We start from the raw sequence: 22,665 nt of genomic DNA on the forward strand, positions 1-22,665 counted from the left end.
CGAGATGTCAGACCAGAACGGCAAGGCCCTGATCGAGCTGAGGCTGCGCGACGGCGCGCAGCTCTACAACAGCCTCGACCCTTTCCCCTTTCGCGAAGGCGACCTCGCCGCCGAGGCCGAGGAGTACATCCTCGACTGGGCCCGCGATCTGCCGAAGGATCGGCGGATCGCAATCGTGATCCATCTGGAAAGGCCCGACACGCCCGACAGGCCGCTGCCGGACCTCGCCGCTACCATCACCCGCTGGTTCGCCGGCCGGGCCAGCGCCGAGACCCGGGCGATGCACGAGCTCTTCCGGGACGGCCGGCTGGCCTTGATGATCGGCTTCGCCGGGCTCGCCGCCTGCCTGTTCCTCAGCTGGCTGCTGACCCGGGGACAGGAGGGCCCCTTCGCGCGCGTCTTCCAGGAGAGCCTGATCATCATCGGCTGGGTCGTGATCTGGCGCCCGGCGGAGATGTTTCTCTACGACTGGGTGCCGATTCTGCGGCGCAGGAAGCTTTACCGGCGCCTCGCCGAGGCGAATGTCGAGGTCAGATTGCCCAAACAGTGAAATGCGGGTCGCGGGCCGCCCCTCGGCGCCAGTTCACAAAACCGCCAGAGCGCTTCCAACGGCCCACCCTTTGCCTGATCGTCGCAGGCAAAGGAAAGCAGGAGCCGTCCGATGAATCTGTCGAGCCCCTTCGCAGCACTGGCATTTGTTGTCGCCGCTATCGCAGGTTTCATCCCCTCGCCCACCCGCGCCCAATCCGGCGAGCCGGGCTGCCGCCCGGAGATGGCGCGCCTCGGCCTGCCGATCCAGCGCGTGCAATTGGCGAAGGACGAGGTCCGGCTCACCTTCGTCGGCCATGCCACCTTCCTGATCGAGACGCCCGGCGGCGTGAAGATCGCGACCGACTACAACGACTATATCCGCCCCCCGGTCACGCCCGACATCGCCACGATGAACAAGGCGCATTCGACCCATTACTCGAACCATCCCGACCCGGGCATCAAGCAAGTGCTGCGCGGCTGGGATCCTGAGGGCAAGGGCGCCGCCCATCATGACGTCACGCTCGGCGATGTTCGCGTCCGCAACGTGCCGACCAATATCCGAACCTATGACGGCGGCACCGATTACGACGGCAACTCGATCTTCGTCTTCGAGATCGGCGATCTCTGCATCGCCCATCTCGGCCATCTGCATCACCCGCTCGAACCCGGCCATCTGCGCGCGCTCGGCCGGGTCGATGTGGTGCTCTTTCCGGTGGACGGCAGCTACACGCTCGACCAGGAAGGCATGGTGGAGGTGCTGAAGTCGCTGCAGGCTCGCGTGATGATCCCGATGCATTTCTTCGGCGGCGGCACGCTGAACCGCTTCCTCGCCCGCACGCGGGATCTCTGGCCGGTCGAGCGCCGCGAGCAGCCGACGATCACGCTGAGCAAGGCCACGCTGCCGGCGACGCCCACCGTGATCGTCATGCCCGGGCATTAGAAAACCTCCCGAGCGCCATGGTCACGAGATGCTCGGGTTCAAGCCCGAGCATGACGGCGCCATTTCAGGTGTTGACGCCGCCGTCGATGGCGAAGCCGGCACCGGTGATGAAGCGGCCCTCATCGCTGGCGAGATAGGCGACGGCCCCGGCGATATCTTCCGGCCTGCCATAGGCGGGAATGGCCATGCGCGCGAGCTGCGCCTCCGCGCCCGGACCGTTGGCCGGGTTCATGTCGGTATCGGTCGAGCCGGGATGGACGATGTTGACCGTAATGCCGCGCCGGCCGAGATCGCGCGCCAGCCCTTTTGTGAAGCCGATCAGCGCCGCCTTGCTCATTGCATAGAGCGTGATGTCGGACTCGACCACCCGCTCAGCAAGGCAGGAGCCGATCGAGATGATACGCCCGCCCTCGCCCAGATGCGCAGCCGCGGCCTGCGAGGCCAGCACCACGGCGCGGATGTTCACGGCGAGCGTCGCGTCGATATCGGCGAGGCTCCAATCTGCGACCGGGCCACCGCGATAGATGCCGGCGTTGTTGACGAGGATGTCGAGACCGCCGAGCGCCTTCGTCGCCTCGTTGACCGAACGCTTCACGGCCTCGGCATCGGCGCTGTCGGCGGCGATGGCGACGCCTTTGCGACCGAGCGCCTCGATCGCATTCACGACCTCGGCGGCCTTGTCGGCGGAACGTTCATAGGTGAGCGCGACATCCGCACCTTCGGCAGCCAGCCGCTTGGCGATGGCAGCGCCGATCCCGCGGCTACCGCCGGTGACGAGAGCACGCTTTCCTGCGAGGCGGGACATGGCAACTCCATTTATGTGATGATCGCTACATAAACGAATGACGTGCTTGCCTGAAGGCGTCAAGCAAAATACATAGTGATCGACACAGAATTATTTCGGAGGGGGGAGCGGCATGGCCGAACGAGGCCGCCCACGCAGTTTCGACCGGCAAGCAGCGCTGGAACGCGCCACGGACGTGTTCTGGGAGCGCGGCTACCAGGCGGCGTCGATGAGCGACCTCACCGACGCCATGGGCATCAATTCGCCCAGCCTCTACGCCGCCTTCGGCAGCAAGGAGGAACTCTATCGAGAGGCCATTGCCCATTTCGCCGCGACAGAGAGCGACGACATCGTCGCCCCCCTGCAGAACGCACCGACCGCGCGCGCGGCGGTCGAGGGCTATCTCATGGCGAGCGCCGCGACCTTCACCCGGCCCGGCCGCCCGCCCGGCTGCATGGTCGTGCTCTCGGCCGTCAATGCGGTCGGCGTCGGCGAGGAAACCAGCCGAATCCTGCGCGAGATGCGGGCCGGCAGCGTCACCATGATCGAAGAGCGGCTGAACCGGGCGATCGCGGCAGGCGAACTGCCCGCCTCCCTCGATCCGCGCCCGATCGCGAGCTACTACGTCACGGTTCAGCAGGGCATGTCGATCCAGGCCCGGGACGGCGCCTCGCGCACGATGCTCGAAGCGATCGTGCGCGGCGCCATGGCGGCATGGGACAGCCTGACCCGGGAACATGCGGCAGCCTGACCATTCGCGTTAACGCCTCGCTGATGCTGATCCGAGGCTTTCCTTGCCGTTGCGGCAGATCGCGGCATCCTGCCTGCAATCGGGAGATCGCTCCATGCGCCGCATTGCTGCCCTCGCCTGCCTGCTCGCTGCCGCCACCTTCCTGCCGGTGCAGGCGGAGGCAGCCAGATTCCGTGGTGGCCGCAGCGGCGCCACCGCCAAGACCAGCCGCAGCATCGTCATCGTCCCCGGCGCAGCCGCCGCCAATCGCACTCAGGCTGCAGAAGCTGGCAAACCCGAGCGGGTGCCCTTCCCGCCCTCCGGCACACCGCGCGAGGAACCCGTTCCGCTGCGCCTGACCGCCAACGAAGGCGACCAGAAGACCTGGTGCCGGACCGAGGTGGTGGTCGGCGGCTTCTGCATCCTGAACTGAGCTGACGCCCGCACTCAGAGGCCGTTTGGGAACTCCAGCCCTCATCCTTAGGAGCCATTCCTGCCGGAAGGGCTCCTAAGGATGAGGGTTCAGTGAATTTTCAAACAGTCTCTCAGCTCTCCCCGCCGATGTCGTCGGGCAAATTCGCCGGGATCTGGCCGGGTCGCTTCGGCTTCGTCAGCGGCGTCGGGGTCGGCGCGTTGTTCCTGAGGAGTTCGCGCCCGGAGTAGAGATCACCCGCCAGCTGAAGGTCGAAGCGCTCGTCGTCGCGGCGGCGCACATCCGCCTCGATCGCGTCGGCCTCATCCTCGGGAACGCCGAGGCATTTCAACAGTGCCGTGCCGAAGACCATCGCCGATTCGAAGGTCTCCCGGATCTGATACTCGACGCCGGCATGGACGAGGTCGAGCGCATGACCTCGGTCATAGGCACGCACGAACAGCTTGGCATGTGGGAATTCGGCCTGCGCCAGCCGCACGATCGCATCCGCGGTCTGCCGCCGGTCGACGCAGACCACGATCACCTCGGCCCGCTCGGCGCCGGCGGCGTGGAGGATGTCGCTCCGCGTTCCGTCGCCATAATAGAGCTTGAAGCCGAACTGCGACGCAGCCCGGATCATCTCGACATCGAAATCGATGATCGAGACGCTGATGCCGCGGGCGAGCAGTGCCTGGCTCGCAACCTGGCCGAAGCGGCCGAAACCGACGATCAGCGCCTGCCCCTTCAGCCCGTCAGCGACCTCAATGCCATCGAGATCGGTCGGCGGCGCAGGCATGAAGCGGTCGAGCGCCAGCGCGAGCAGCGGCGTCAACGCCATCGAGATGATCACGGTGCCGCTGGCGATGGCGGTCATGCGCGAATCGAAGATGCCGGCGGCAGCGGCGGCGGCATAGAGCACGAAGGCGAACTCGCCACCTTGCGAGAACAGCGCGACGCGCGTGATCGCCTCGCGCCAGTCCGACCCAAAGAGCTTGGCAACGATGAAGATGCCGAGCGCCTTGACCGCCGTGAAGCCGATGACGGCGGCCAGGACCAGGCGCCATTCGCGCGCCACGACACCGAGATCGAGCGACATGCCGACGGCGAGAAAGAAGAGCCCGAGCAGGATGCCGCGGAACGGCTCGATGTCTGCTTCGAGCTGATGGCGGAAGGTGGATTCGGACAGGAGCACGCCGGCCAGAAACGCGCCCATCGCCATCGACAGGCCACCGAGTTGCATGGCGAGCGCCGCGCCGAGCACCACGAGCAGCGCTGCGGCGGTCATGACCTCCCGCGCCTCGGCGGCCGCCAGCACGCGGAACATCGGGTTGAGCAGCCAGCGCCCGGCTGCGATCAGCCCGCCGAGCGCGCCCGCGGCAATGGCGAAGGAGACCCAGGCCTGTTCGTGGCCGCCCCGCTGCGGCGACAGGAACGCGACGATGGCGAGCAGCGGCACGATGGCGAGGTCTTCGAGCAGCAGGATCGAGACCGCCTTCTGCCCCTGCGGCGTCGAGGTCTCGCCACGCTCGTTGAGCATCTGCATGACCACGGCCGTCGATGACAGCACGAAGCCCATCCCCGCAATGAAGGCGACCTTGGCACCGAGGCCGCCGGCCATGCCGAACAGCGTCAGCAGGAAGCCGCAGGCGAGAACCTGCGCGATGCCGAGCCCGAAGATGCTGCTCCTCAGGCCCCAGAGCCGGGAGGGCTGCATCTCGAGCCCGATCACGAACAGGAACATCACCACGCCGAATTCGGCGATGTGCAGGATGCCTTCGGGATTGGAAAACAGGCCGAGGCCGAAGGGGCCGATCACGATACCCGCGCCGAAATAGCCGAGCACGGAACCGAGCCCGAGCTTGCGGAAGACCGGCACCGCCACGACGCCGGCGCCGAGCAGCGCCACGACCTTGACGAGGTCGCTCGTCAGTCCTGCCTCGGCCGCCATTCGCCCTTCCTTCGCGGCGGGCTCCCTGGGGCCCGCCGTTCAAACTAGCGGGCGCGCCCAATGTTCAACAAGCCAAGCGTTCAACAAAGCAGGTGTTCGATCTGCCCGGACAGTACTAACCCGCCCGGCTGATCCGCCCTTCGAGCGGATAGGCCGGATCGGAATAGCCAGGCGTCGAGGGGTGGCCCGGCGGCACGAGGCTGTCGACCAGCGCCTCGTCCTCCTTGTCGAAACCGGCGTCGAGCGCCGCAAGATAGGCCTGCCATTGCTCGAAGGTGCGCGGCCCAGCGATCGCCGCCGTGACGAAGGCGTTGTTCAGCACCCAGCGCACGGCAAACTGGATCGGGGTCAGCCCCTTCCTGGCGGCATGCTCCTTGAACGTCTGGGCGATGACGAGGCTCTCCTCGCGCCATTCCGCCTGCATGATCCGCCGGTCGCCGCGCCCGGCGCGCGTGCCCTCGGCCGGAGCCTCGCCGGGCGCGTACTTCGCCGTCAGCACGCCGCGCGCCAGTGGCGAATAGGAGGCGACGCCGAGCCCGAAATAGCCGCAGGCCGGCAGATGCTCGACCTCGGGCATGCGATTCATCGCGTTGTAATAAGGCTGGCTGACGACGGGCCGGTCGATGCCGAGCTCGTCGCAGAGCCGGCAGATCTCGGCCAGCCGCCAGGCCCGATAGTTCGAGACGCCGAAATGCCGGATCTTGCCCTGGCGGACGAGATCGGCAATCGCATGCACCGTCTCCTCCAGCGGCGTCTGATGATCCTCCTTGTGGAGATAGTAGATGTCGATCGTCTCCGTGCCGAGCCGGCGCAGGCTATCCTCGCAGGCGCGCATCATCCAGCGACGCGACAGGCCGCCGCTCATCGGGCCCGGCCCCATCGCATTCGCCACCTTGGTCGCCAGCACCCAGTCGTGGCGATTGGCGGCGATGGCGCGGCCGGTGACCTCCTCCGAGCGCCCCTCGTTGTAGACATCGGCCGTGTCGATGAAGTTGATGCCCGTCTCGCGGGCGCTGTCGACGATCCGGCGCGAGGTCGCCTCATCCGTCGGGCCGCCGAACATCATCGTACCCAGGCACAACGGCGAGACCTTGAGGCCGGAGCGGCCGAGACGGCGATAATCCATGGCAGTCAACCTTCGGATGGGGGAGCGCCGAGCCTGCCGCAGCGCTGCGGGCGACGCCAGAGCCGACGGCGCAGGCGCGCCCTGCGCGGCACGGCCAACAGCAAGGAAACGCTTAATCTTTCGTGACAGGATGGGCCGTCGTCACATGGCAGCCAGATGAACCTCACCCAGCTCGTCAAGAGCCAGACCTTTGCCACCCTGCTGCAGGCGCTCGAAGCGGCGGGCGAGCTGACGGCTGGCCGGACGGTGCAGGCCAGGTTGCTCTCTCTGGAGACGGACGGCACGGCAACGGCCATGATCGGCGACAGCAAGGTCGCCCTCGTGCTGGCCGGCCCTCAGGCGAAGCAGGCGGAGCTACAGCCTGGAGCCACCCTGCTGCTGCGCCTCGACCCTCCCGAGCAACCCGGCGGCGATCTGCGCGCCACTCTGGTCGAGGTGCGTCCGCCCCCAGCCTCGCCCCCGAGCCCGGCAGCCGCGCAACCGGCCGTCGCGTTTCCGAGCCCGCGCCCGGACATGTCGCGGCCGGCCGGCAACCCGGCATCCACCGCGCCAGCACCGGCTCCGGTTCCAACGCCTTTGCCGCCAGCCACCAGCCAGGCGCCGCAATCTGCTCCGACGGCCGCTCCTGCCAATGCGCCCGCACCATCTGCGGGCAGCCCACTTGCCACCTCTTCTCCTGCCATCCCTGCCGGCGTGGCCGCGCAGCCCGGGGCGCCCCCGGCTGGCCCCGTCATTCCAAACCCCGCAGCGGCGCGCATGCTTGCCGGGCCATTGCTCGGCTCCGTGCTGCAAACCCAGGACAGCCTCGCCCCGCTCTTCGCCAATCTGCGCGGCCTGGCGCAGGGCTCGATCGCACTGACCTTGCCGAAGCCCCTGCTGGCGGCCATCGATCGCGTTCTGGCTCAAGCGATACCTGCTGAACGTCAGCCGGTCACGGCGCTGCGCCTGAAGGAAGCGTTCCAGGGTTCAGGTCTATTCACGGAGGCTCGCCAGGCTGCCGGGGCGCCCGCCCCGAGGCAGGGCGATCTCAAGACCAGCCTCCAGGCGCTGCGCGAGACGCTGCAGCCGATCATCGACAGCCTGTCGCCGGGGCCGAAGGCGAGCCAGCTGGACCGCGCCGCCGCTGCGCTCGCGCCCGACCGGCCATCCGACAGCCTGCCGGGCACCGCAGCGGACAACGCCAACCGCACCGCCCCGCCTCGGCGGGATGGCCCGCTGCTGCCCCAGGCCGCCGTCGAGCCGACGCTTTCGCCGGGCGAGAAGCCGCTCGCCATTGCTGAGACGCTGCTCGATCAGACCGACGCGGCGCTCGACCGCATCAAGCTCACCCAATACGCCTCGCTGCCTCTCGATCAGGCGCGGCAGGACATCAGCCAGCCGGCGCAGCGCTGGCTTGCCGAGATCCCGATCGCCTTCCAGCACGGCACCGCGATCCTGCCGCTGCAAGTCGAGCGCGAAGCCCCGCGGAGGGATGTCCAGGGTGTAACTCCGCCGCTCTGGCGCATCCGCTTCGCCCTCGATGTCGAGCCGATGGGACCGTTGCAAGGCGTCGTGACCCTGCAGGCGCGCGATGTCGGCGTGACGCTCTGGGCAGAGCGCGAGGAAACCAGCCGGCTCCTGCGCGGCGCGGCACCCGGCCTGGAAAGCGCCTTGCTCCATGCCGATTTCGCCAGTGGCGCCGTCGATATCCACACCGGCCAGCCCCGCGTGATGCAGCAGACAGCCGGCCAGTTCCTGGACCGCCTGTCATGAGTGCGCCGCAGCCGCCCCGAATCGCCGTCGCGCTCGAATATGACGGGCATGGCGCGCCGCGCGTCACCGCCAAGGGCCGTGGCGAACTGGCGGAACGTATCGTCGCCACAGCGCGCGAGCATGATGTCGCGATCGAACAGAACGCCATCCTCGCCCAGGCGCTCTCGGCCGTCGAACTCGACGACGAGATTCCGGAGGAGCTTTATCGGGCAACGGCGCAGGTGATCGCCTTCGTGCTGGCGCTGCGCGGCGAACTGCACCGGCTGAACCGCGACGGCCATCGACTTTGACCAGTATCGTCGTCAGGCGCATCGGCCCAGCCGCTTATGCGGAACTGGGCCCGGCTTTCGCGGAGCTCGCCCATCACGCGCTCGAGCCCAATCCGCATATGGCGCCGGCTGCCGTCCGCGCGGCAACCCTGCTCGTCCCCGAGGACGAGATCATCGTGCTCTGCGCCTGGTTCAGCGAAGCGCTCGATTTCGAGCGGCTGGTTGGTGTCTGGGCATTCCGGCGCGAACAGGGCTGGCGCAGCGGCTTCGCCGGCGCCCTCGCCTCGCCGCTCGTGCCACTCTACGAAGTCTCCTCGCTGCCGGTGCTCGACCACGACCACGCGGCGGAGTCTGCCCGGGCGTTGATGCGCTATCTCCTTGCCTCACGCGACCTGCCGCATGTGCTTCTGCTGCCACTGCTGCCGCTCGACGGCCCCTGCTACGCCGCCCTTTCGGAAGCTTCCCGCCAGACGGGCAGCCGGATCTCGATCTACGAGCGCTGGAGCCGGCCGGTGATGATCCCCCAGCCCGGCGACGATATGGAGCGCTATCTGCGGCGCTCCCTCGGCTCCAGCTACAAGAAGCGGATGCAGCAGTTCCGGGCGGTGGCGAAGCATGGCGCGCTGACCTTCCGCCGCAGCCGCGGCCGCGCGGCGCTCGACGCGCTCGACACCTTCCTCACGCTCGAAGCCTCGGGCTGGAAGGGCGCGGCCGGGACGGCGATCGCCTGCCTGCCGGCGGACGCCGCCTATATCCGCCGGATGGCCGAGCTCTTCGCCGGCGCCGACGCCCTGCAGATGGATACCCTGCTGCTCGACGGCCAGGTCCTTGCCATGGGCCTGCTCGTCGAAAGCGGCGACCGCCGCCACTTCCTCAAGATCGCCTATGACGAAGCGCAGGCGCGCCATTCCCCTGGCCGCACCCTGACGATCGCGATGCTGCAGGCCGATCTTGCCGGCACGCCGCCCGCCTTTTTCGACAGCGGCGCCGGTGAAGGCGTCGATGCCGGCACCTATGCGTGGGGCGAGCGCCGCGAGATGGCCAACGCCATCATCCGCATCGGCCCCGGCCGGCCCGGCGCGGCGCAGTTCGCGGCCCTCGGCCGGATGTGGCTGCGGCGCCTGCGGGAGGCAGCCCGAGCCCGATCGGGGCAAGCATCCCCTTCCAAGCGGTCTTGAGAAGCAGGCCGAGGGGAGAGCCCGCACGGCTCCCGCGCTTGACCACCCTTCGGGCTCGCCGATAGAGCCGGAGCGCTACGCAGGAGACGCCAGATGTCCGCCATCGCCCGCATTGGAATCGTCACTGTTTCGGACCGCGCCTCGGCCGGCGTCTATGCCGACGAAGGAGGGCCGGCGATCCGTGACTACATGGCGAAGGTGCTGACCTCTCCCTGGGAAGCCATCGAGCGCGTCATCCCCGACGACCGCGGGCTCATCGCCGAGACCCTGATCGCGCTCGCCGACCGTGAGGGCTGCTGCATTGTCGTCACCACCGGCGGCACCGGCCCTGCCCCGCGCGACGTCACGCCGGAAGCGACCGAGGACGTGATCGAGAAGCCGATGCCGGGTTTCGGCGAACTGATGCGGCAGGTCAGCCTCGCCAAGGTGCCGACCGCGATCCTCTCGCGACAGACGGCCGGGATCCGCGGCAAGACCCTGATCGTCAACCTGCCGGGCCGTCCACGCGCCATCGCCGAATGCCTCGACGCGGTGATGCCGGCGATCCCCTACTGCATCGACCTGATCGAAGGGCCCTATATCGAGACCGATCCGGCTTTGATCGCGGCTTTCCGGCCGAAGAAGTAAAAGCACCCATACACTTGCTAACCCTCATCCTGAGCAGTAAGCGCAGCTTGCGTCTCGAAGGATGCTTCAGGAGGCTCTTGCGACATCTTGATCATCCTTCGAGACGCAGCCTCCGGCTGCTCCTCAGGATGAGGGCTGGGCTGAAAGCCTATCCCGCCGCCAATTCCCGCCCGATCGCCTGGACGAGCTGCGGGGAGAGCGGATCGGTTGCCGCAGGGAAGCCGCCTATCAGCGTGCCGTCGCGGCCGATCAGATATTTGTGGAAGTTCCAGCGCGGCGCCTCGGCCGGTCGCTGCGCTGCCGCCCAGCGATAGAAGGGGTGCGCCTCGGGCCCGCGCACGACGGTCTTTTCGACGAAGGCATAGGTCGCGCCATAGCTCTCCCGCGCCGCCTCGGCGATGGCAGCGCCTTCGAGCGGCTCCTGCCCGCCGAAATCATTGCTCGGCACGGCGACGAGCATCATCCCGCGCGCCTGGTAGCGCTGCCAGAGCTGTTCCAGCGTCGCCATCTGCCCGGCATAGCCGCAACGCGTCGCCGTGTTGACGACGAGGACCGGCCGGTCGCGGTAGTCGGACAGGGCAAGCCGTCCGCCGCCCGGCCGGTCGAAGCCGAAGGCATGGGCGCCGGTCAGAGCCTGCGCCACAGTTGCACGTGCCCCGATACCCGTGGCGACGGCTCCGGCGATCCCAGCCACGATCTGGCGGCGTGACAGCAGCATGGCTTCTCTCCGGTTTGACCGTCGAACAGGCGGCATCATGCCCCAAAGCAAAAAGCCCCGCAGCCGGTCGGCGCAGGGCTTTGCTTCACGATGGCGAGACCGGGTGCCTCAGCAGGCGAGGACCTTCTTCACCCGCACTTCGAGGTCGCGCAGCTCGTAGGGCTTCACGACATAATGGTCGGCGCCGTTGCTGGTCGCCTCGTCCATCTTGTCGACCGAGCGCTCGGAGGTCGCCATGATGATCTTGATCTGGTTCAGCTCCGGCACGGAGCGGATGGCGCGCAGCAGGTCGATGCCGCTCATGCCTTCCATGTTCCAGTCGAGCAGCAGCAGATCGTAGCGCTTCTGCTGCATCTTCATCAGCGCCTCGCGGGCGTTCTCCGCCTCGTCGATGTCCTGAAACTCGATCTGCTTCAGGAAATAGGTCGCCAGACCGCGCATGCTCTTCTGGTCGTCGACCACCAGGATGCGGAACTCGCTTCTGGCCTTTGACATAACTTTGCTCCTTACGCGCTCCGCAGATTCGGGCGCTCGCCGATCAGCTGCGCGACCGCCGCGCCGATCTGGCTGAGCGGAACGACCCTGTCGGCGGCTCCTATCTCGAAGGCCGCTTTCGGCATCCCGTTTACCACGCAGGTCTCACCACTTTGGATTAACGTCTCGGCCCCTGCTTTGCGCATAGCTAACAAACCGTCAGCGCCGTCACGGCCCATGCCCGTGAGCAGGATGCCGACCGCATGAGCGCCCAGGCTGCGCGCCACCGAATGGAACATGACGTCGACCGAGGGCGAATGGCCGCTGACGAGCGGGCCCTCCTTCAGGACGCAGACAAGCTCGCCGCGCCGCTCCTCGATTTCGAGATGGCGCAAGCCCCCCGGCGCCACCACGGCCATTCCCGGTCGCAAACGGTCGCCATCCGCCGCCTCGCGGACATCGAGGCCCGTCGCCGTCGCGAGCCGCGTCGCGAACTTTGCCGTGTAGCCCGGCGGCATGTGCTGCACCACGACGACCGGCATGCGCAGATGGGCGAGATCACGCATGACCGTCTGGACGGCCGGCACGCCGCCGGTTGAAGCGCCGATCGCGATCAGCGAGGTCTTGCCGGCGCGCGCCGGCTCCTTCGGCGGCGCCGGGCGCGCCGGCGCGGCGATCTGCGCCATCTGGCGGGCGGCGGCGATCATCTTGCGGCTCGCCGCGGCGCGCTGCAGCGCCGCGACCAGATGCTTCATGAAGCCTTCGAGCGTGTGGGTGGTGCCGTCCGGCTTCTCGATAAAGTCGATGGCGCCGAGCTCGAGCGCCTGGATCGTGTTGTCGGCGCCCGGGCCGCCGAAGGCCGAGACGATCAGAACGGGCAGCGGGTCCTGCTTCAGCACCCGCGCCAAGAGCTTGAGGCCGTGCCGACCGGGCAATTCGAGATCGAGCGTCAACACGTCGGGCCGGAGCTCCTGGATGGCATCCCAGCCCTCCTCGGCGCTGCCGGCGACGCCGATCACCTGGAAGCCCGGCGCAGAATCGATGATCTTGGTCATCAGCTTCTGCATCAGGATGGAATCGTCGACGACGAGAACCTTGACAGGTGATGCGGAGGACGTCGGCATGTTCATCACCAAACCTCCACTTCACCAGCCACGGGCTGGCTCTTGAGCCGGTTGAGATAGGCGATTTCCTGCTCGTGGCCGCTGTCGCGTGCCGTGGGCTGGACATGCTGAACCCAGGCCCGGCCCGTCGAGGGCTGGTAGTGGATGCGTCGCGAGCGCGTGCCGCCGACATCCCGAGAGACGACGGGAATGCCCTCGACCCTCAGGAACTCATTGACGAAGGCGATGTTGCCGTCGCCGATCGCCAGCATCGTCGCGCCCGAAAGCACCCGCGCCCCGCCGAAAACCTTGGCCTCGAAATTCTGGCGCCGGGCGCCGCGCTTGAGCAGGTCGTTGATCAGGACTTCCATCGCCGTGTCGCCGTAGCGCTCGCCGGCGCTGGGATCGGCGTTGCCGTTGTTCTTCGGCAGCAGGAAATGGTTGAGCCCGCCGACGCCGATCTGCGGATCGCGCATGCAGACCGAGACGCAGGAGCCGAGCACCGTCGCGACGATCTCGTCCTTGGCCGAGGTGATCTCGTGCTCGCCGGGCGCAACGGTGATGATCGTCGCTTCGAAGCGCGGATCGAAATAGCGGCGAGAGGACCGGGAGACGCTCATGCTGTCCTCTCATAGATAGTCCGGCCGATCAGGCGCAGATTTGGGTGCGGCTGCGGCAGCGATTCCGAATGGCCGAGATAGAGAAAGCCTCCGGGCGACAAGAGCGCCACGAAGCGATCGAGGATCGAGGCCTTGGTCTGCGTGTCGAAATAGATGAAAACGTTGCGGCAGAAGATCACGTCGAAAGGCCCACTCATCGGCCATTTCTCGATGAGGTTCAGGCGCTTGAAGGCAATCAGCCGGCGCAGGTCCTCGCTGATCCGGGCTTCGCCTCGCCCCCCGCCGCTCTCCAGCTTGAGCAGTGGCTTCACATCCGCGGGCAGCCGCTCGAACTGCTCCGCCGGATAGATGCCGGCCTCGGCGCGTGCCAGGATGTCGGTGTCGATGTCGGTCGCCAGGATCTTGAAGTCGAGGTCGCCGCGCGCCCCCATCACCTCGCGGCAGGAGGCCGCAATCGAATAGGGTTCCTCGCCCGACGAGCAGGCCGAGGACCAGATGCGGATGCGGCCGCGCCGGCCGGCCCGCTCCTGCAGGAGCCGCGGCATCACCTCCTTGCGCAGGTGATCGAAATGATGGCGCTCGCGGAAGAAGGCGGTGTGGTTCGTCGTCACCGCGTTGATCAGCTCGGGCAGTTCCCCCGCCGCCTGCGGCGTCTTCAGGAAGGCGCAGTATTCGGCGACCGAGCCCATGCCGAGCGCCTTGACGCGCCGCGCCAGCCGCCCGCGCGTCATCGCTTCCTTGTGCTCGCGGATGACGATGCCGGCCTGCTCATAGACCAGCGCCGCGATGAACTTCATGTCGTCGCGCGTCAGGGTGATGTCGGCCATTGCGGGCTGGAGCGACGGCACCATGCTCGGGAGCGATATCGGCCTGGACATGGCTCAGCCTCCCGTCCGTGCGCCGGCGACAAGCCGGCGAGGCTGCATTTGCAACGGCGTGCGCTGCTCGACCGGGATCGGAGCAGGCGCCCAGCGCCGTGCGCGCGGAGGCTCGCTGCGCACCGCCACGCTGGCGGGGCGGAACGTGTCGACGATCTCGCTCAGCGTGGCGACCTGGTCGGCGAGCTCGCCGGCTGCCTCGACGCCGCGCCCAGCCAGTTCGGCATTCTGCCGGATACCCTTGTCCACCTGCGCCACGCTGCGACTCACTCCTCCCATGCCGCGCGCCTGCTCGGCGCTCACGGCGGAAATCTCGGCGACCGTCTCGGAAACCTTGCCCACCGCGGCGACGATGCGGCCGAGCGTCTCCCCGGTCTCGCGCACGAGGCCGACGCCTTCGGCGACCTGCCCGTTCGAGGTCGCGATCAGCCCTTTGATGTCCTTCGCGGCCTGGGCCGAGCGCTGCGCCAGCGACCGCACCTCCGAAGCGACCACGGCGAATCCCTTGCCGGCATCGCCGGCGCGGGCCGCCTCGACCGCCGCGTTGAGCGCCAGCAGATTGGTCTGGAAGGCGATCTCGTCGATCACTCCGACAATCTCGCCAATGCGCAGCGAAGAGCTTTCGATCCGCTCGATCGCGCCGACCGCCTTGGCGACCACGTTCCGGCCTTCCTGCGCCACGCCCATCGTCGTGCCGGCGAGCTCGCTGGCCTCGCGCGAACGCTCATGGCTGCGTCCGACCGAGGCCGCGATCTCGACCGCCGCTCCCGATGTCTCGCCCAGTTCGGCGGCGACCTTCTCGGTCCGCGCCGCAAGGTCGGTCGCGACGCTGTTCACGTCGATGGCGACATGGCAGACGGAGCCCGCCGTCGCGCGGATCATTTCGATCCGCTCGTCGAGCAGGCCGAGCGCCTGGTTGAGCTCGTGCTGGAGCCGCCCCAGACGGCCGGAGCGGCCGCCGGCCATGCGGCGGGTCAAATCGCCTTCCGACAGGGCCTCGACCACCGCGTCGATATCGGCGAAGACCTCGTCGAGCTGCCCGTTGATCCGGTTCATGCCCTCGGCGATCCGGGCCACCGTTTCGGATTTGCCCTGCGGGGCGATCCGCCGCGAGAAATCGCCTTCGACGGCGGCCTCGATCACCTGCGTGACCTCCCTGGCGACCGCCAGTTCTTCGGTCAGTTCGTGCCAATCCACCGCCGTCCCGAGGCTGCGCCCATCGGCCGTCTCGATGGCCGTCAACGTCAGGCAGACGATGCGGCGGCCGAGCGTCAGGCGAACCGAGGGGCCGGTCGCGAGCCGAGGCTCGGCCCGCACGCGCTCCATCACGCGCCCGAGCATGTCCTTGGCCGAACAGCCAGGAAACGCCGCGCGAAAATCCTCCTGCGCCTCGGCGAAGAAGCGCAACAGGCCCTTGCTGGCATAAATGACCCGTCCGTCCGGATCGCAGATCATGACGTTGGCGCGGCCATGGTCGAGCGCGGAGCGCAGCCGGACAGCTTCCTGCGCCCGATCCTGCAAGCTGGCTAGCGCACGTGACAGCTCGCCGGCTTCGTGGCTTCCACCGACCTCCGGCAGAGCCAGATCCACGTCATCCACCAGACGCGGCGCGACCCGCGACAGGCTGGCCACGGATCGGCTCGCGCCCCAGGCAGCGAACCCGCCGAGCAACGCCACGGCCGAGACGGCGAGAGCACCCATGATGGGAGCTCCGGCCCCAGCCGCATAATAGGCAATCCCCCCGGCAAGTGCCGCGGAGCCGACCGCGGTCAGCGGCTGGCTGACCGAGAGTCGCGAAAAGGGGCCGAGCGCGCTGCCCATAGGTCCTGTCGTTTCTTGTTCTGGCCCGCTTGGACGCTACGCTCGGGCTGTGTTTTGAAAGCTGTTCAGGCGGCGCGGCTGGTCTTGAGCTGCGCTTCGCCGCCGCCGTCGCGGATGACCGCCGCCAGATCGAGCAGCGCCACGATGTCGCTGTCGAGCAGGACAAGGCCCTCGATCAGGCCGTGCTCGTCGCGCTCCAGATCCGGCGCCGGACGCACGGCCGAAACCGGCACGTCGACGATGTCCGAGACCGAGTCGACCAGCAGGCCCGCCGTCTTGTCCTCGACATCGACGACGACGATGACATGCGTGGCGGAGGCGTCGGTGACGCCCATGCCGATCGCGGTACGCAGGTCGTAGACCGCGAGGATCACGCCGCGCAGGTTGAGCACGCCGCGCACATGCGGAGCCGCGTGCGGCAGCGGGGTCGTCGCCTGCCAGCCCTTGATCTCGCGGACCATGCCGACATCGATGCCGAAGGTGCGGTCGCCGACCTTGAAGGTGACGATCCGCCGCGCCGCCGCTTCCGGCTGCGCAGACGAGAAGTGCTTTTCGCCGAGTTGGAGGGTCATGGTCATCCAGCCATCTTGAGATCTGACACGGGAGTCCGGCCGCCGGACGCGGCGAGCCGCAGCATGGAGTCGATATCCAGGATCAGGGCGACGAGGCCGTCGCCGAGGATCGTCGCCGCCGAGGCGCCGTTGACGGTGCCGTAATTCGCCTCGAGGCTTTTCACGACCACCTGTTGCTGGCCGACGATCTCGTCGACCGCAATGCCGACATTGTTGCCGCGCTCGTTCTCGGCGATGATCACGATGTTCTCGTTGGTCGTGCCGGTCGAACCCATGACCTCGCCGAGGCGATAGAGCGGCGTCACCTCGCCGCGCCAGCGCAGCACCTCCTGGCCGAAGGGCAGCCGCTCGATCGGCGTCGAGGCGAGATGCTGCGTCTCGATGACGGAGGCGATCGGGATGACGTAGCGATCGTCGCCGCAGCGGATCACCATGCCTTCGAGCACGGCGAGCGTCAGCGGCAGCGCCAGCGTGAACTTGCAGCCGCGGCCCGGCTCGGAATCGACGCTGATGCGCCCGCCGAGAGACTCGACGTTGCGGCGCACGACGTCCATGCCGACGCCGCGGCCGGAAATGTCGCTGACCGCTTCCGCCGTCGACAGGCCCGCGGCGAAGATCAACTGGTCGATCTCCTCCGGCTGCAGCCGCTCGTCGGCGCCGACGAGGCCGCGCGAGCGGGCCTTGGCGAGCAGCCGGTCGCGGCCGATGCCGCGCCCGTCATCGGTGACGGAGATGACGATGCGGCCGGCGCGATGCTCGGCGATCAACTTGATCGTACCCTCGCGCGGCTTGCCCGCGGCGACGCGTTCGTCCGGCGTCTCCAGTCCGTGATCCATCGAATTGCGGATCATATGGGTGAGCGGATCGGCGAGTTCCTCGATGATCGTCTTGTCGACCTCGGTGTTCTCGCCTTCGAGCACCAGGCGCACTTCCTTGCCCAGCGTCTGGGCGAGTTCGCGCACCAGGCGCGGCATGCGCTGGAACACGGCCTTCACCGGTTGCGCGCGCACCGCCATGACATGGTCCTGCAATTCGCGCGTCTGGCGCGAGAGCGTCAGCATGCCCTCGGCGGTCTTGGCATGGACGTCGTAAGGCAGCGAGCGGACGCATTCGACCAGCATCGACTGGGTGATGACGATCTCGCCGACGAGATTCATCAGCTTGTCGATGCGGTCGAGATCGACGCGCACGCTGACCGCCTGGCGCTGGCGCGCCGAGGTATCCGCAGCCGGGGCACGCGGGGCCGTGCGGGCGGCTGCCGGCGCTTCGGCAACCGGTGCAACGACGGCCGATGCAGCGACGGCAGGGGCGGCGACCGGCAGTATTGCCTGCGCGGGAGCAACCTCGGGCTGGCTCGTGGCATCGGTCGCCGGGCCGAGCTTGGCCAGGATCGCCGAGAGATCGGCAGCGACCGAACTCGGAACCTCGGAGGCATCGGCAGCCGGCTCAGCGGGAGCCGCTTCGGCCGCGAAGGCGCCTTCGAGCATTTCGATCTCGAATTCTTCGTTCGCCAGGCTGAAATCGAAGCGCCCGTGCAATTCCTCGACCGACAATTCGGTACGCAAATCGACCTCGAAGCGCATCCAGCAATCGGTGACGTCGAGGGTTTCGAGCGAGGGAACCTGGCCGAGATCGCAGCGGATCGCGACGACATCGTCCGCGGGCAGCGAGCCGAGTACGACGCGCGGCTCGATCACACGGCGGAACAGGTCGTTCTCCGGCGTGATGCGCAAGCGCAGGTTCCGTCCCGGCTTCTCGGCGGCGGCCGCCGGTGCAGGGATTGCGACCGGCTCGTCGTCCCAGCCGTCATCGGCAGGCGCCGTTGCGGCAACGGTCTTAGCCTCGACCATGGCGAGGAGGTTGCCGAGCGCGGCGATGCCGAGAGGGGCATCGTTGTCCCCGGCAGTGGCAGCAGGCACGGCGACAGTGGCGGGAGCGGCAATGGACGCTGGGGCCGGAGCTGCCGGCTCCTTGCCGACCTGCTCCAGCGCGGCCAGCAGATCCGGGCGCTCGGTCCCGGGCTCGGAGTTGCGGGCGGCGGAGACCAGATCGGCGACGGCATCCGCACAGCGCAGGAACAGCGTGAACGGCGCATCCTCGATGGCGACGCGGCCGGACCTCAGATGATCGAGAGAGGCCTCGAAGACATGCGCGAAGCCGACCAGCTCCGTGCAGCCGAAGGCGCCCGCGCCGCCCTTGATCGAGTGAATGGCGCGGAAGGCGGCATTGACGTCCTCAGGATCGACGGAGCCCTCGTCGAGAGCCTGGAGCTTCTGCTCCAGCGCGCCGAGGAGTTCTTCGCATTCCTGGAAGAAGGTCTGCTTGAGTTCTGCCAACGGATCCATCGGCCGACCTTCAGTTCTGGTAGCGCGCGACGAGGCCGAGCAGCGTGTTGGGTTCGAAAGGCTTGACCATCCAGGCGCTGGCGCCGGCGCGGCGGCCTTCCGCCTTGATCTCGGCTCCGTTCTCCGTGGTCAGCACGATGATCGGCGTGTTCTGCCCGGCGGGCCGCGAGCGGCAGGCGCGGGTGAACTCGATGCCGTCCATGATCGGCATGTTGAGGTCGGTGATCACGAGATCGGGCTTGAACTGGTCGAACTTGTTCAGGCCGTCCTCGCCGTTCTCGGCCTCCGCCACTTCGTGACCGGCGTTGCGCAGAGTCAGGCTGAGCAGGCTGAGCAGGGTCTTGGTATCGTCGATGGCCAGGATTTTCATGCCTGTCACTCCAGAACGAGAGCGCTGTGAGCGGCATCGAAGCCGATCGCCCGCAAGGATTCGCGGCATTCCGAGGAGGCCGCCTTGAGCGTGACCGAAAGCCCCCGCGCCTTGGCGCTGGCAGCTGCGGAATGAAGGAGCTGGATCCACAGGCTCGGCAGCGGCCCGGCTTCCGCGCATTCGACGGCGACGCTTTCCTTCTGTTCCAGCGCTACGAGCAACTGGTTGCGGAACGTCGCAGCCTCGGAACGACCGAGGAAGGGCGGAAGCGAGACGGTGATGACCATGAAGGGCGACCCAGGATTGCCCACGGAGCATCACAACAAACTGGTAAAAACTTCGCTAAATGACGCGACGCCCGTCAAGACTCGTGACGCTTTCGCGACGATTGCGCGGCCGGGCGGCCCGGCTCAGAACATATTGTTGCTGATGGCCCGGGGCACGAGCGTGATCTTGCCGTTCGCCTCCCGGTATTTCCGCGGCATGTTGATGATGCCCGACATATGCAGCCAGAGGTTGTTGGGCGAGATTGGCTTGGTGATGATCTCATGTGCGCCGAGCTTCGCCGCCTGGACGATCGAGCGCCGGTCGGGCCGCTCCATCATCACCAGCACCGGCGCCTTGGCGAAGGGCGAGGTCTTGAAGGAGCGGATCGCGGCCAGGCATTTCACGCTGCCGCCATCCGGCAGATCCCAGTCCAGAATGACGATGTTCGGCTGCTTCTGAATGAAGGTCGTCGCGGCCGAGGACAGGTCCGGCGCCTCGAAGATGCGGTTGAGCTGCGTCTGGTACAGCATCGTGCGGATGATCCGCCGATAGTGCGGGCTCGGGTCGATGAGCAGCACCGACAGGTTCGGGAAGGATGGCGCGATATGCATGGCGCTCGCTCGGGTACTCGCTCACTCGACTCTACAGACGGCCCGACTGACCGCTACACCTTCAGCCCGATGCGGAAGCCGCCCCAGTGCCGCCCCTTCACCAGGATCGGCGCCGACAGGTCCTCCATCACCAGGAACTGCCCGCCGCCCATGTCGCGCCTGTAGCTCTGCAACAGGAAGGGCTTGCGGTTGCGCGCGGCGGCGAGCCCGGTCCGGTCGTCGAAGATGCGCCGGTTGCGGCAATTGGCATTGTTCCACGCCGCATCCCTGCCCTGCGGTTGCGCGTATTTGCGGTTATGCGTCGGCAGGAAGCCGTTGCGGTCGACGGCGGCGCAGAACACGATCCGCCCGTTCGAGCCCAGCAGTTGCTCCTGCAGCGGCGGCAGCAGCCGGTCGGTCAGGCCAACGAAACGGGTCATGTGCTGGACCGGATCGGAGCCCGGCACCGGCCGATAGGCTTCGTCGAACAGATCGGCGAGCGTCACATCGCCCCGCGCCAATGCCGCCTCGAACAGCTCTCCGATCGTGGCTGCCGTCTCCATCACCGTCGCGATCAGTTCGGATTGCGCAGTCCGCACGCCGGAGGCGGCGATCGAGCCGAGAATGCCCTCGCTGATCGTAACCAGCGCGTCGGTGCGCTCGACGGCCTGCTCCAGGGTGTGGGTCGACGCATCGACCCCGGCAACGAGCCCGGCAAGGTCCTGCCCGGCCTTGGCACAGGCCTCGGCATTCTCCCGCGTCGGCCGCGACACCGCCTCAATCTCGCCGATCAGCTCGACCACCGAGCGGCCGAAGCTGTCGAACTCGCCGACCTGCTGCGAAATCATCCGGCTGCCCTCGCGGGCACGCTGTGCCGTCTGCGCATTGTTCTGGCTGCGGCGGGAGAGAGCGTCGACCGCCTTGACCAGAAGGTCGAGCTGCGTCGCGCTCGCCGCTGTCGCTTCCCGCGTCTGCTCGGCCAGCGCCTTCACTGCGGCGGCGATGACGGCGAAGCCCTTACCGGCCTCGCCGCTGCGCGCCGCCTCGACGCCGGCATTGATCGAGAGCAGCTGGATCTCGCGGGTGATCGACTGGATCGCATCGCTGGAGGCACGCGCCTTGTGCGCGTCGCTGACGGCCTGCGCCAGCGCCTGCGACATCGACTGCGCCTCCTCCGAGAGCGTCTCGATATCCGTCTGGGCGGCATTGAGGCCGAGCTTGACCGAGCCGGCGACACGTTCGAGCCCGCTGCGCACCACCGAGGCCGCAGCTTGCGCCCCCTCGGCCGACTGCCGGATCGCATGGTTGGCGCGCGAGACCTGCTCGACCGCCCCGACGACACGCCGAAGCCCCGTGGTCTGAGTCTCGAATTGCTGGGTCACATCGCCAATTCGGCCGGCCACATCGGTGATCTCGGCACTGAGCTTGCCGAAGCGATCGGCGATCTCGCGCACCGCGCGCTCGGCGCCCGTCTGCGTGGTTGCTACCGGGCGGACGGCTGTATTGACGGACGCCGCCGCGTCGTTGAACGACTCGTCCAGGGTCGCCAGATCGGCCTTGAGAGCCAGTGCGTGCATGCGAGGCGTTCCCCGAACCGACGGATTTCCTTCCAGACCGTAGTGAAACGCGGTAAATCGCTGGTTAAGAAGGCATTCCGGGCGTTAAGGGCGCCGGAACTTGGGGGTGAGCCTTCATCGCTGCCGCCGGCTGGCGCGCCAGCGGCCCTTCCTCGATCCGGGAGACGCCTCAGCCGCGGGAACCCGCTCGACCTTTCGACGTAGACAAAGCAATGCTCAATGATGGCAACCGGCAGCGCTGCCTGCACAAAGCTTCACATCGGAGGACGTCATGACAGAGTTTTCGGTCTTCTCCCGCCGTGCCGTTCTCGGGCTCGGCGTCGGTGCTCTCGCAGCCGCCGCGGCGCCCAGGGTTTGGGCACAGGCCACAGCGCCGGCAGCGCCCACCGGCCCCTTCTCGCTGCCGAAGCGCGCTTATGAGCCCAACGCGCTCGAACCGCATATCGACACGACGACGATGGATATCCACTACAACCGCCACCATGCGGCCTATGTCGCGGCGCTTAACAACGCCGCCAAGGACAATGGCGTCATCGCCAAGGCCTCGGTCGGCGAATTGCTGGCCGACCTCAACCAGCTGCCGGAGAGCGTGCGCACCCTCGTGCGCAACAATGGCGGCGGCCACGCCAACCACACCATGTTCTGGGAGGTGATGGGTCCGGGGGCCGGCGGCGCGCCGACCGGCGACGTCGCCGCGGCGATCACCAAGGACCTCGGCGGTTTCGACAAGTTCAAGGCCGATTTCGAGGCTGCCGGCCTGCGCGTCTTCGGCTCGGGCTGGGTCTTCGTCACCGTCGACAAGGACGGCAAGCTCGCCTTGCTGGCGAAGCCCAACCAGGACAGCCCGATCATGGAGAAGCAGATGGTCCTGCTCGGCAATGACGTCTGGGAGCACGCCTATTACCTGAAGTATCAGAACCGCCGTGCCGACTATCTCAAGAGCTGGTGGAACGTCGTGAACTGGGCGAAGGTCAACGAGCGCTATGCCGCAGCCAAGGCCGGCAAGCTCGCGATCTGACGGGCGGCTGACAGG

24 protein-coding genes are annotated in these 22,665 nt (G+C 67.6%); 9 read left to right on the forward strand and 15 right to left on the reverse strand.

All coding sequences use genetic code 11. The features are described from left to right. Positions 1–4: 4 nt before the first annotated feature. Both AC1DIN_RS02180 and AC1DIN_RS02185 read left to right on the forward strand, forming a co-directional pair. Complete coding sequence (locus AC1DIN_RS02180) at positions 5–550, forward strand: hypothetical protein (RefSeq protein WP_476808509.1); 546 nt, start codon at positions 5–7, stop codon at positions 548–550. A 111-nt stretch (positions 551–661) separates the two neighbouring features. Further along, positions 662–1,471, forward strand: a complete 810-nt coding sequence (locus AC1DIN_RS02185) for an MBL fold metallo-hydrolase (RefSeq protein ID WP_476808510.1) — start codon at positions 662–664, stop codon at positions 1,469–1,471. Between the two features lie 64 nt (positions 1,472–1,535). Here the strand turns inward: AC1DIN_RS02185 and AC1DIN_RS02190 are convergent, their stop codons facing one another. Further along, positions 1,536–2,276, reverse strand: coding sequence for a 3-oxoacyl-ACP reductase family protein (locus AC1DIN_RS02190; RefSeq protein WP_441469727.1), 741 nt, complete (start codon positions 2,274–2,276; stop codon positions 1,536–1,538). 112 nt (positions 2,277–2,388) lie between these two features. Between AC1DIN_RS02190 and AC1DIN_RS02195 the strand changes: the two genes are divergently transcribed. Both AC1DIN_RS02195 and AC1DIN_RS02200 read left to right on the forward strand, forming a co-directional pair. Beyond that, entirely contained in the window at positions 2,389–3,006 is a 618-nt protein-coding gene (locus AC1DIN_RS02195) for a TetR/AcrR family transcriptional regulator (RefSeq protein ID WP_476808511.1), read from the forward strand. A 94-nt stretch (positions 3,007–3,100) separates the two neighbouring features. Further along, positions 3,101–3,418 carry a hypothetical protein gene (locus tag AC1DIN_RS02200; protein ID WP_476808512.1) on the forward strand — a complete coding sequence of 106 codons (318 nt, stop codon included), beginning with the start codon at positions 3,101–3,103 and terminating at the stop codon, positions 3,416–3,418. A gap of 112 nt (positions 3,419–3,530) precedes the next feature. On the opposite strand, the gene AC1DIN_RS02205 is transcribed toward AC1DIN_RS02200, so the two are convergent. After that, complete coding sequence (locus AC1DIN_RS02205; RefSeq protein ID WP_476808513.1) at positions 3,531–5,345, reverse strand: monovalent cation:proton antiporter-2 (CPA2) family protein; 1,815 nt, start codon at positions 5,343–5,345, stop codon at positions 3,531–3,533. 115 nt (positions 5,346–5,460) lie between these two features. Next, entirely contained in the window at positions 5,461–6,471 is a 1,011-nt protein-coding gene (locus tag AC1DIN_RS02210; protein WP_476808514.1) for an aldo/keto reductase, read from the reverse strand. A gap of 156 nt (positions 6,472–6,627) precedes the next feature. On the opposite strand from AC1DIN_RS02210, the gene fliK reads away from it, so the two are divergent. The 4 genes from fliK to mog all read left to right on the forward strand — a co-directional run bounded on the left by fliK (position 6,628) and on the right by mog (position 10,297). Further along, positions 6,628–8,223 (forward strand): flagellar hook-length control protein FliK, encoded by a 1,596-nt coding sequence (gene fliK / locus AC1DIN_RS02215; RefSeq protein ID WP_476808515.1) that lies wholly within the window; start codon positions 6,628–6,630, stop codon positions 8,221–8,223. Further along, on the forward strand, positions 8,220–8,513 hold the full coding sequence (locus AC1DIN_RS02220; protein ID WP_476808516.1) for an EscU/YscU/HrcU family type III secretion system export apparatus switch protein: 294 nt from the start codon (positions 8,220–8,222) through the stop codon (positions 8,511–8,513). The genes fliK and AC1DIN_RS02220 overlap by 4 nt, the downstream gene beginning before the upstream one ends. Continuing rightward, positions 8,510–9,670, forward strand: coding sequence for a GNAT family N-acetyltransferase (locus AC1DIN_RS02225; RefSeq protein ID WP_476808517.1), 1,161 nt, complete (start codon positions 8,510–8,512; stop codon positions 9,668–9,670). Before AC1DIN_RS02220 ends, AC1DIN_RS02225 begins: the two co-directional genes overlap by 4 nt. Before the next feature lie 93 nt (positions 9,671–9,763). Further along, complete coding sequence (gene mog / locus AC1DIN_RS02230; RefSeq protein WP_476808518.1) at positions 9,764–10,297, forward strand: molybdopterin adenylyltransferase; 534 nt, start codon at positions 9,764–9,766, stop codon at positions 10,295–10,297. Between the two features lie 148 nt (positions 10,298–10,445). Here mog and AC1DIN_RS02235 read toward each other — a convergent pair whose 3' ends face one another. The 12 genes from AC1DIN_RS02235 to AC1DIN_RS02290 all read right to left on the reverse strand — a co-directional run bounded on the left by AC1DIN_RS02235 (position 10,446) and on the right by AC1DIN_RS02290 (position 21,632). Next, entirely contained in the window at positions 10,446–11,015 is a 570-nt protein-coding gene (locus AC1DIN_RS02235; RefSeq protein ID WP_476808519.1) for a glutathione peroxidase, read from the reverse strand. Positions 11,016–11,123: 108 nt separating this feature from the next. Next, the gene (locus AC1DIN_RS02240) at positions 11,124–11,510 is read right to left on the reverse strand and encodes a response regulator (protein WP_089174559.1); all 387 of its coding nucleotides are present in this window, start codon (positions 11,508–11,510) and stop codon (positions 11,124–11,126) included. A gap of 11 nt (positions 11,511–11,521) precedes the next feature. Then, on the reverse strand, positions 11,522–12,619 hold the full coding sequence (gene cheB / locus AC1DIN_RS02245) for a chemotaxis-specific protein-glutamate methyltransferase CheB (protein ID WP_476808520.1): 1,098 nt from the start codon (positions 12,617–12,619) through the stop codon (positions 11,522–11,524). Continuing rightward, positions 12,619–13,212: a chemoreceptor glutamine deamidase CheD gene (locus AC1DIN_RS02250; protein ID WP_441469738.1), complete on the reverse strand. Its 594-nt coding sequence runs from the start codon at positions 13,210–13,212 to the stop codon at positions 12,619–12,621. The genes cheB and AC1DIN_RS02250 overlap by 1 nt, the downstream gene beginning before the upstream one ends. Further along, positions 13,209–14,090 carry a CheR family methyltransferase gene (locus AC1DIN_RS02255; protein WP_476808521.1) on the reverse strand — a complete coding sequence of 294 codons (882 nt, stop codon included), beginning with the start codon at positions 14,088–14,090 and terminating at the stop codon, positions 13,209–13,211. The genes AC1DIN_RS02250 and AC1DIN_RS02255 overlap by 4 nt, the downstream gene beginning before the upstream one ends. Before the next feature lie 3 nt (positions 14,091–14,093). Next, on the reverse strand, positions 14,094–15,791 hold the full coding sequence (locus AC1DIN_RS02260; protein ID WP_476808522.1) for a methyl-accepting chemotaxis protein: 1,698 nt from the start codon (positions 15,789–15,791) through the stop codon (positions 14,094–14,096). A gap of 185 nt (positions 15,792–15,976) precedes the next feature. Then, on the reverse strand, positions 15,977–16,489 hold the full coding sequence (locus AC1DIN_RS02265) for a chemotaxis protein CheW (protein WP_149133215.1): 513 nt from the start codon (positions 16,487–16,489) through the stop codon (positions 15,977–15,979). Beyond that, positions 16,486–18,828 (reverse strand): chemotaxis protein CheA, encoded by a 2,343-nt coding sequence (locus AC1DIN_RS02270; protein ID WP_476808523.1) that lies wholly within the window; start codon positions 18,826–18,828, stop codon positions 16,486–16,488. Before AC1DIN_RS02270 ends, AC1DIN_RS02265 begins: the two co-directional genes overlap by 4 nt. A gap of 10 nt (positions 18,829–18,838) precedes the next feature. Continuing rightward, positions 18,839–19,198: a response regulator gene (locus AC1DIN_RS02275; RefSeq protein WP_265054221.1), complete on the reverse strand. Its 360-nt coding sequence runs from the start codon at positions 19,196–19,198 to the stop codon at positions 18,839–18,841. 5 nt (positions 19,199–19,203) lie between these two features. Further along, a complete protein-coding gene (locus AC1DIN_RS02280) occupies positions 19,204–19,509 on the reverse strand; it encodes an STAS domain-containing protein (protein WP_441469742.1) in 306 nt (101 codons plus the stop codon). A gap of 99 nt (positions 19,510–19,608) precedes the next feature. After that, positions 19,609–20,076 carry a response regulator gene (locus tag AC1DIN_RS02285; RefSeq protein ID WP_441469743.1) on the reverse strand — a complete coding sequence of 156 codons (468 nt, stop codon included), beginning with the start codon at positions 20,074–20,076 and terminating at the stop codon, positions 19,609–19,611. 53 nt (positions 20,077–20,129) lie between these two features. Continuing rightward, entirely contained in the window at positions 20,130–21,632 is a 1,503-nt protein-coding gene (locus AC1DIN_RS02290) for a methyl-accepting chemotaxis protein (protein ID WP_476808524.1), read from the reverse strand. A gap of 271 nt (positions 21,633–21,903) precedes the next feature. Here AC1DIN_RS02290 and AC1DIN_RS02295 point away from each other — a divergent pair, with 271 nt between their 5' ends. Next, the gene (locus AC1DIN_RS02295) at positions 21,904–22,650 is read left to right on the forward strand and encodes a superoxide dismutase (RefSeq protein WP_476808525.1); all 747 of its coding nucleotides are present in this window, start codon (positions 21,904–21,906) and stop codon (positions 22,648–22,650) included. The last annotated feature ends 15 nt before the right edge of the window (positions 22,651–22,665 follow it).

Source organism: Allobosea sp. 05T438, from assembly GCF_056396025.1.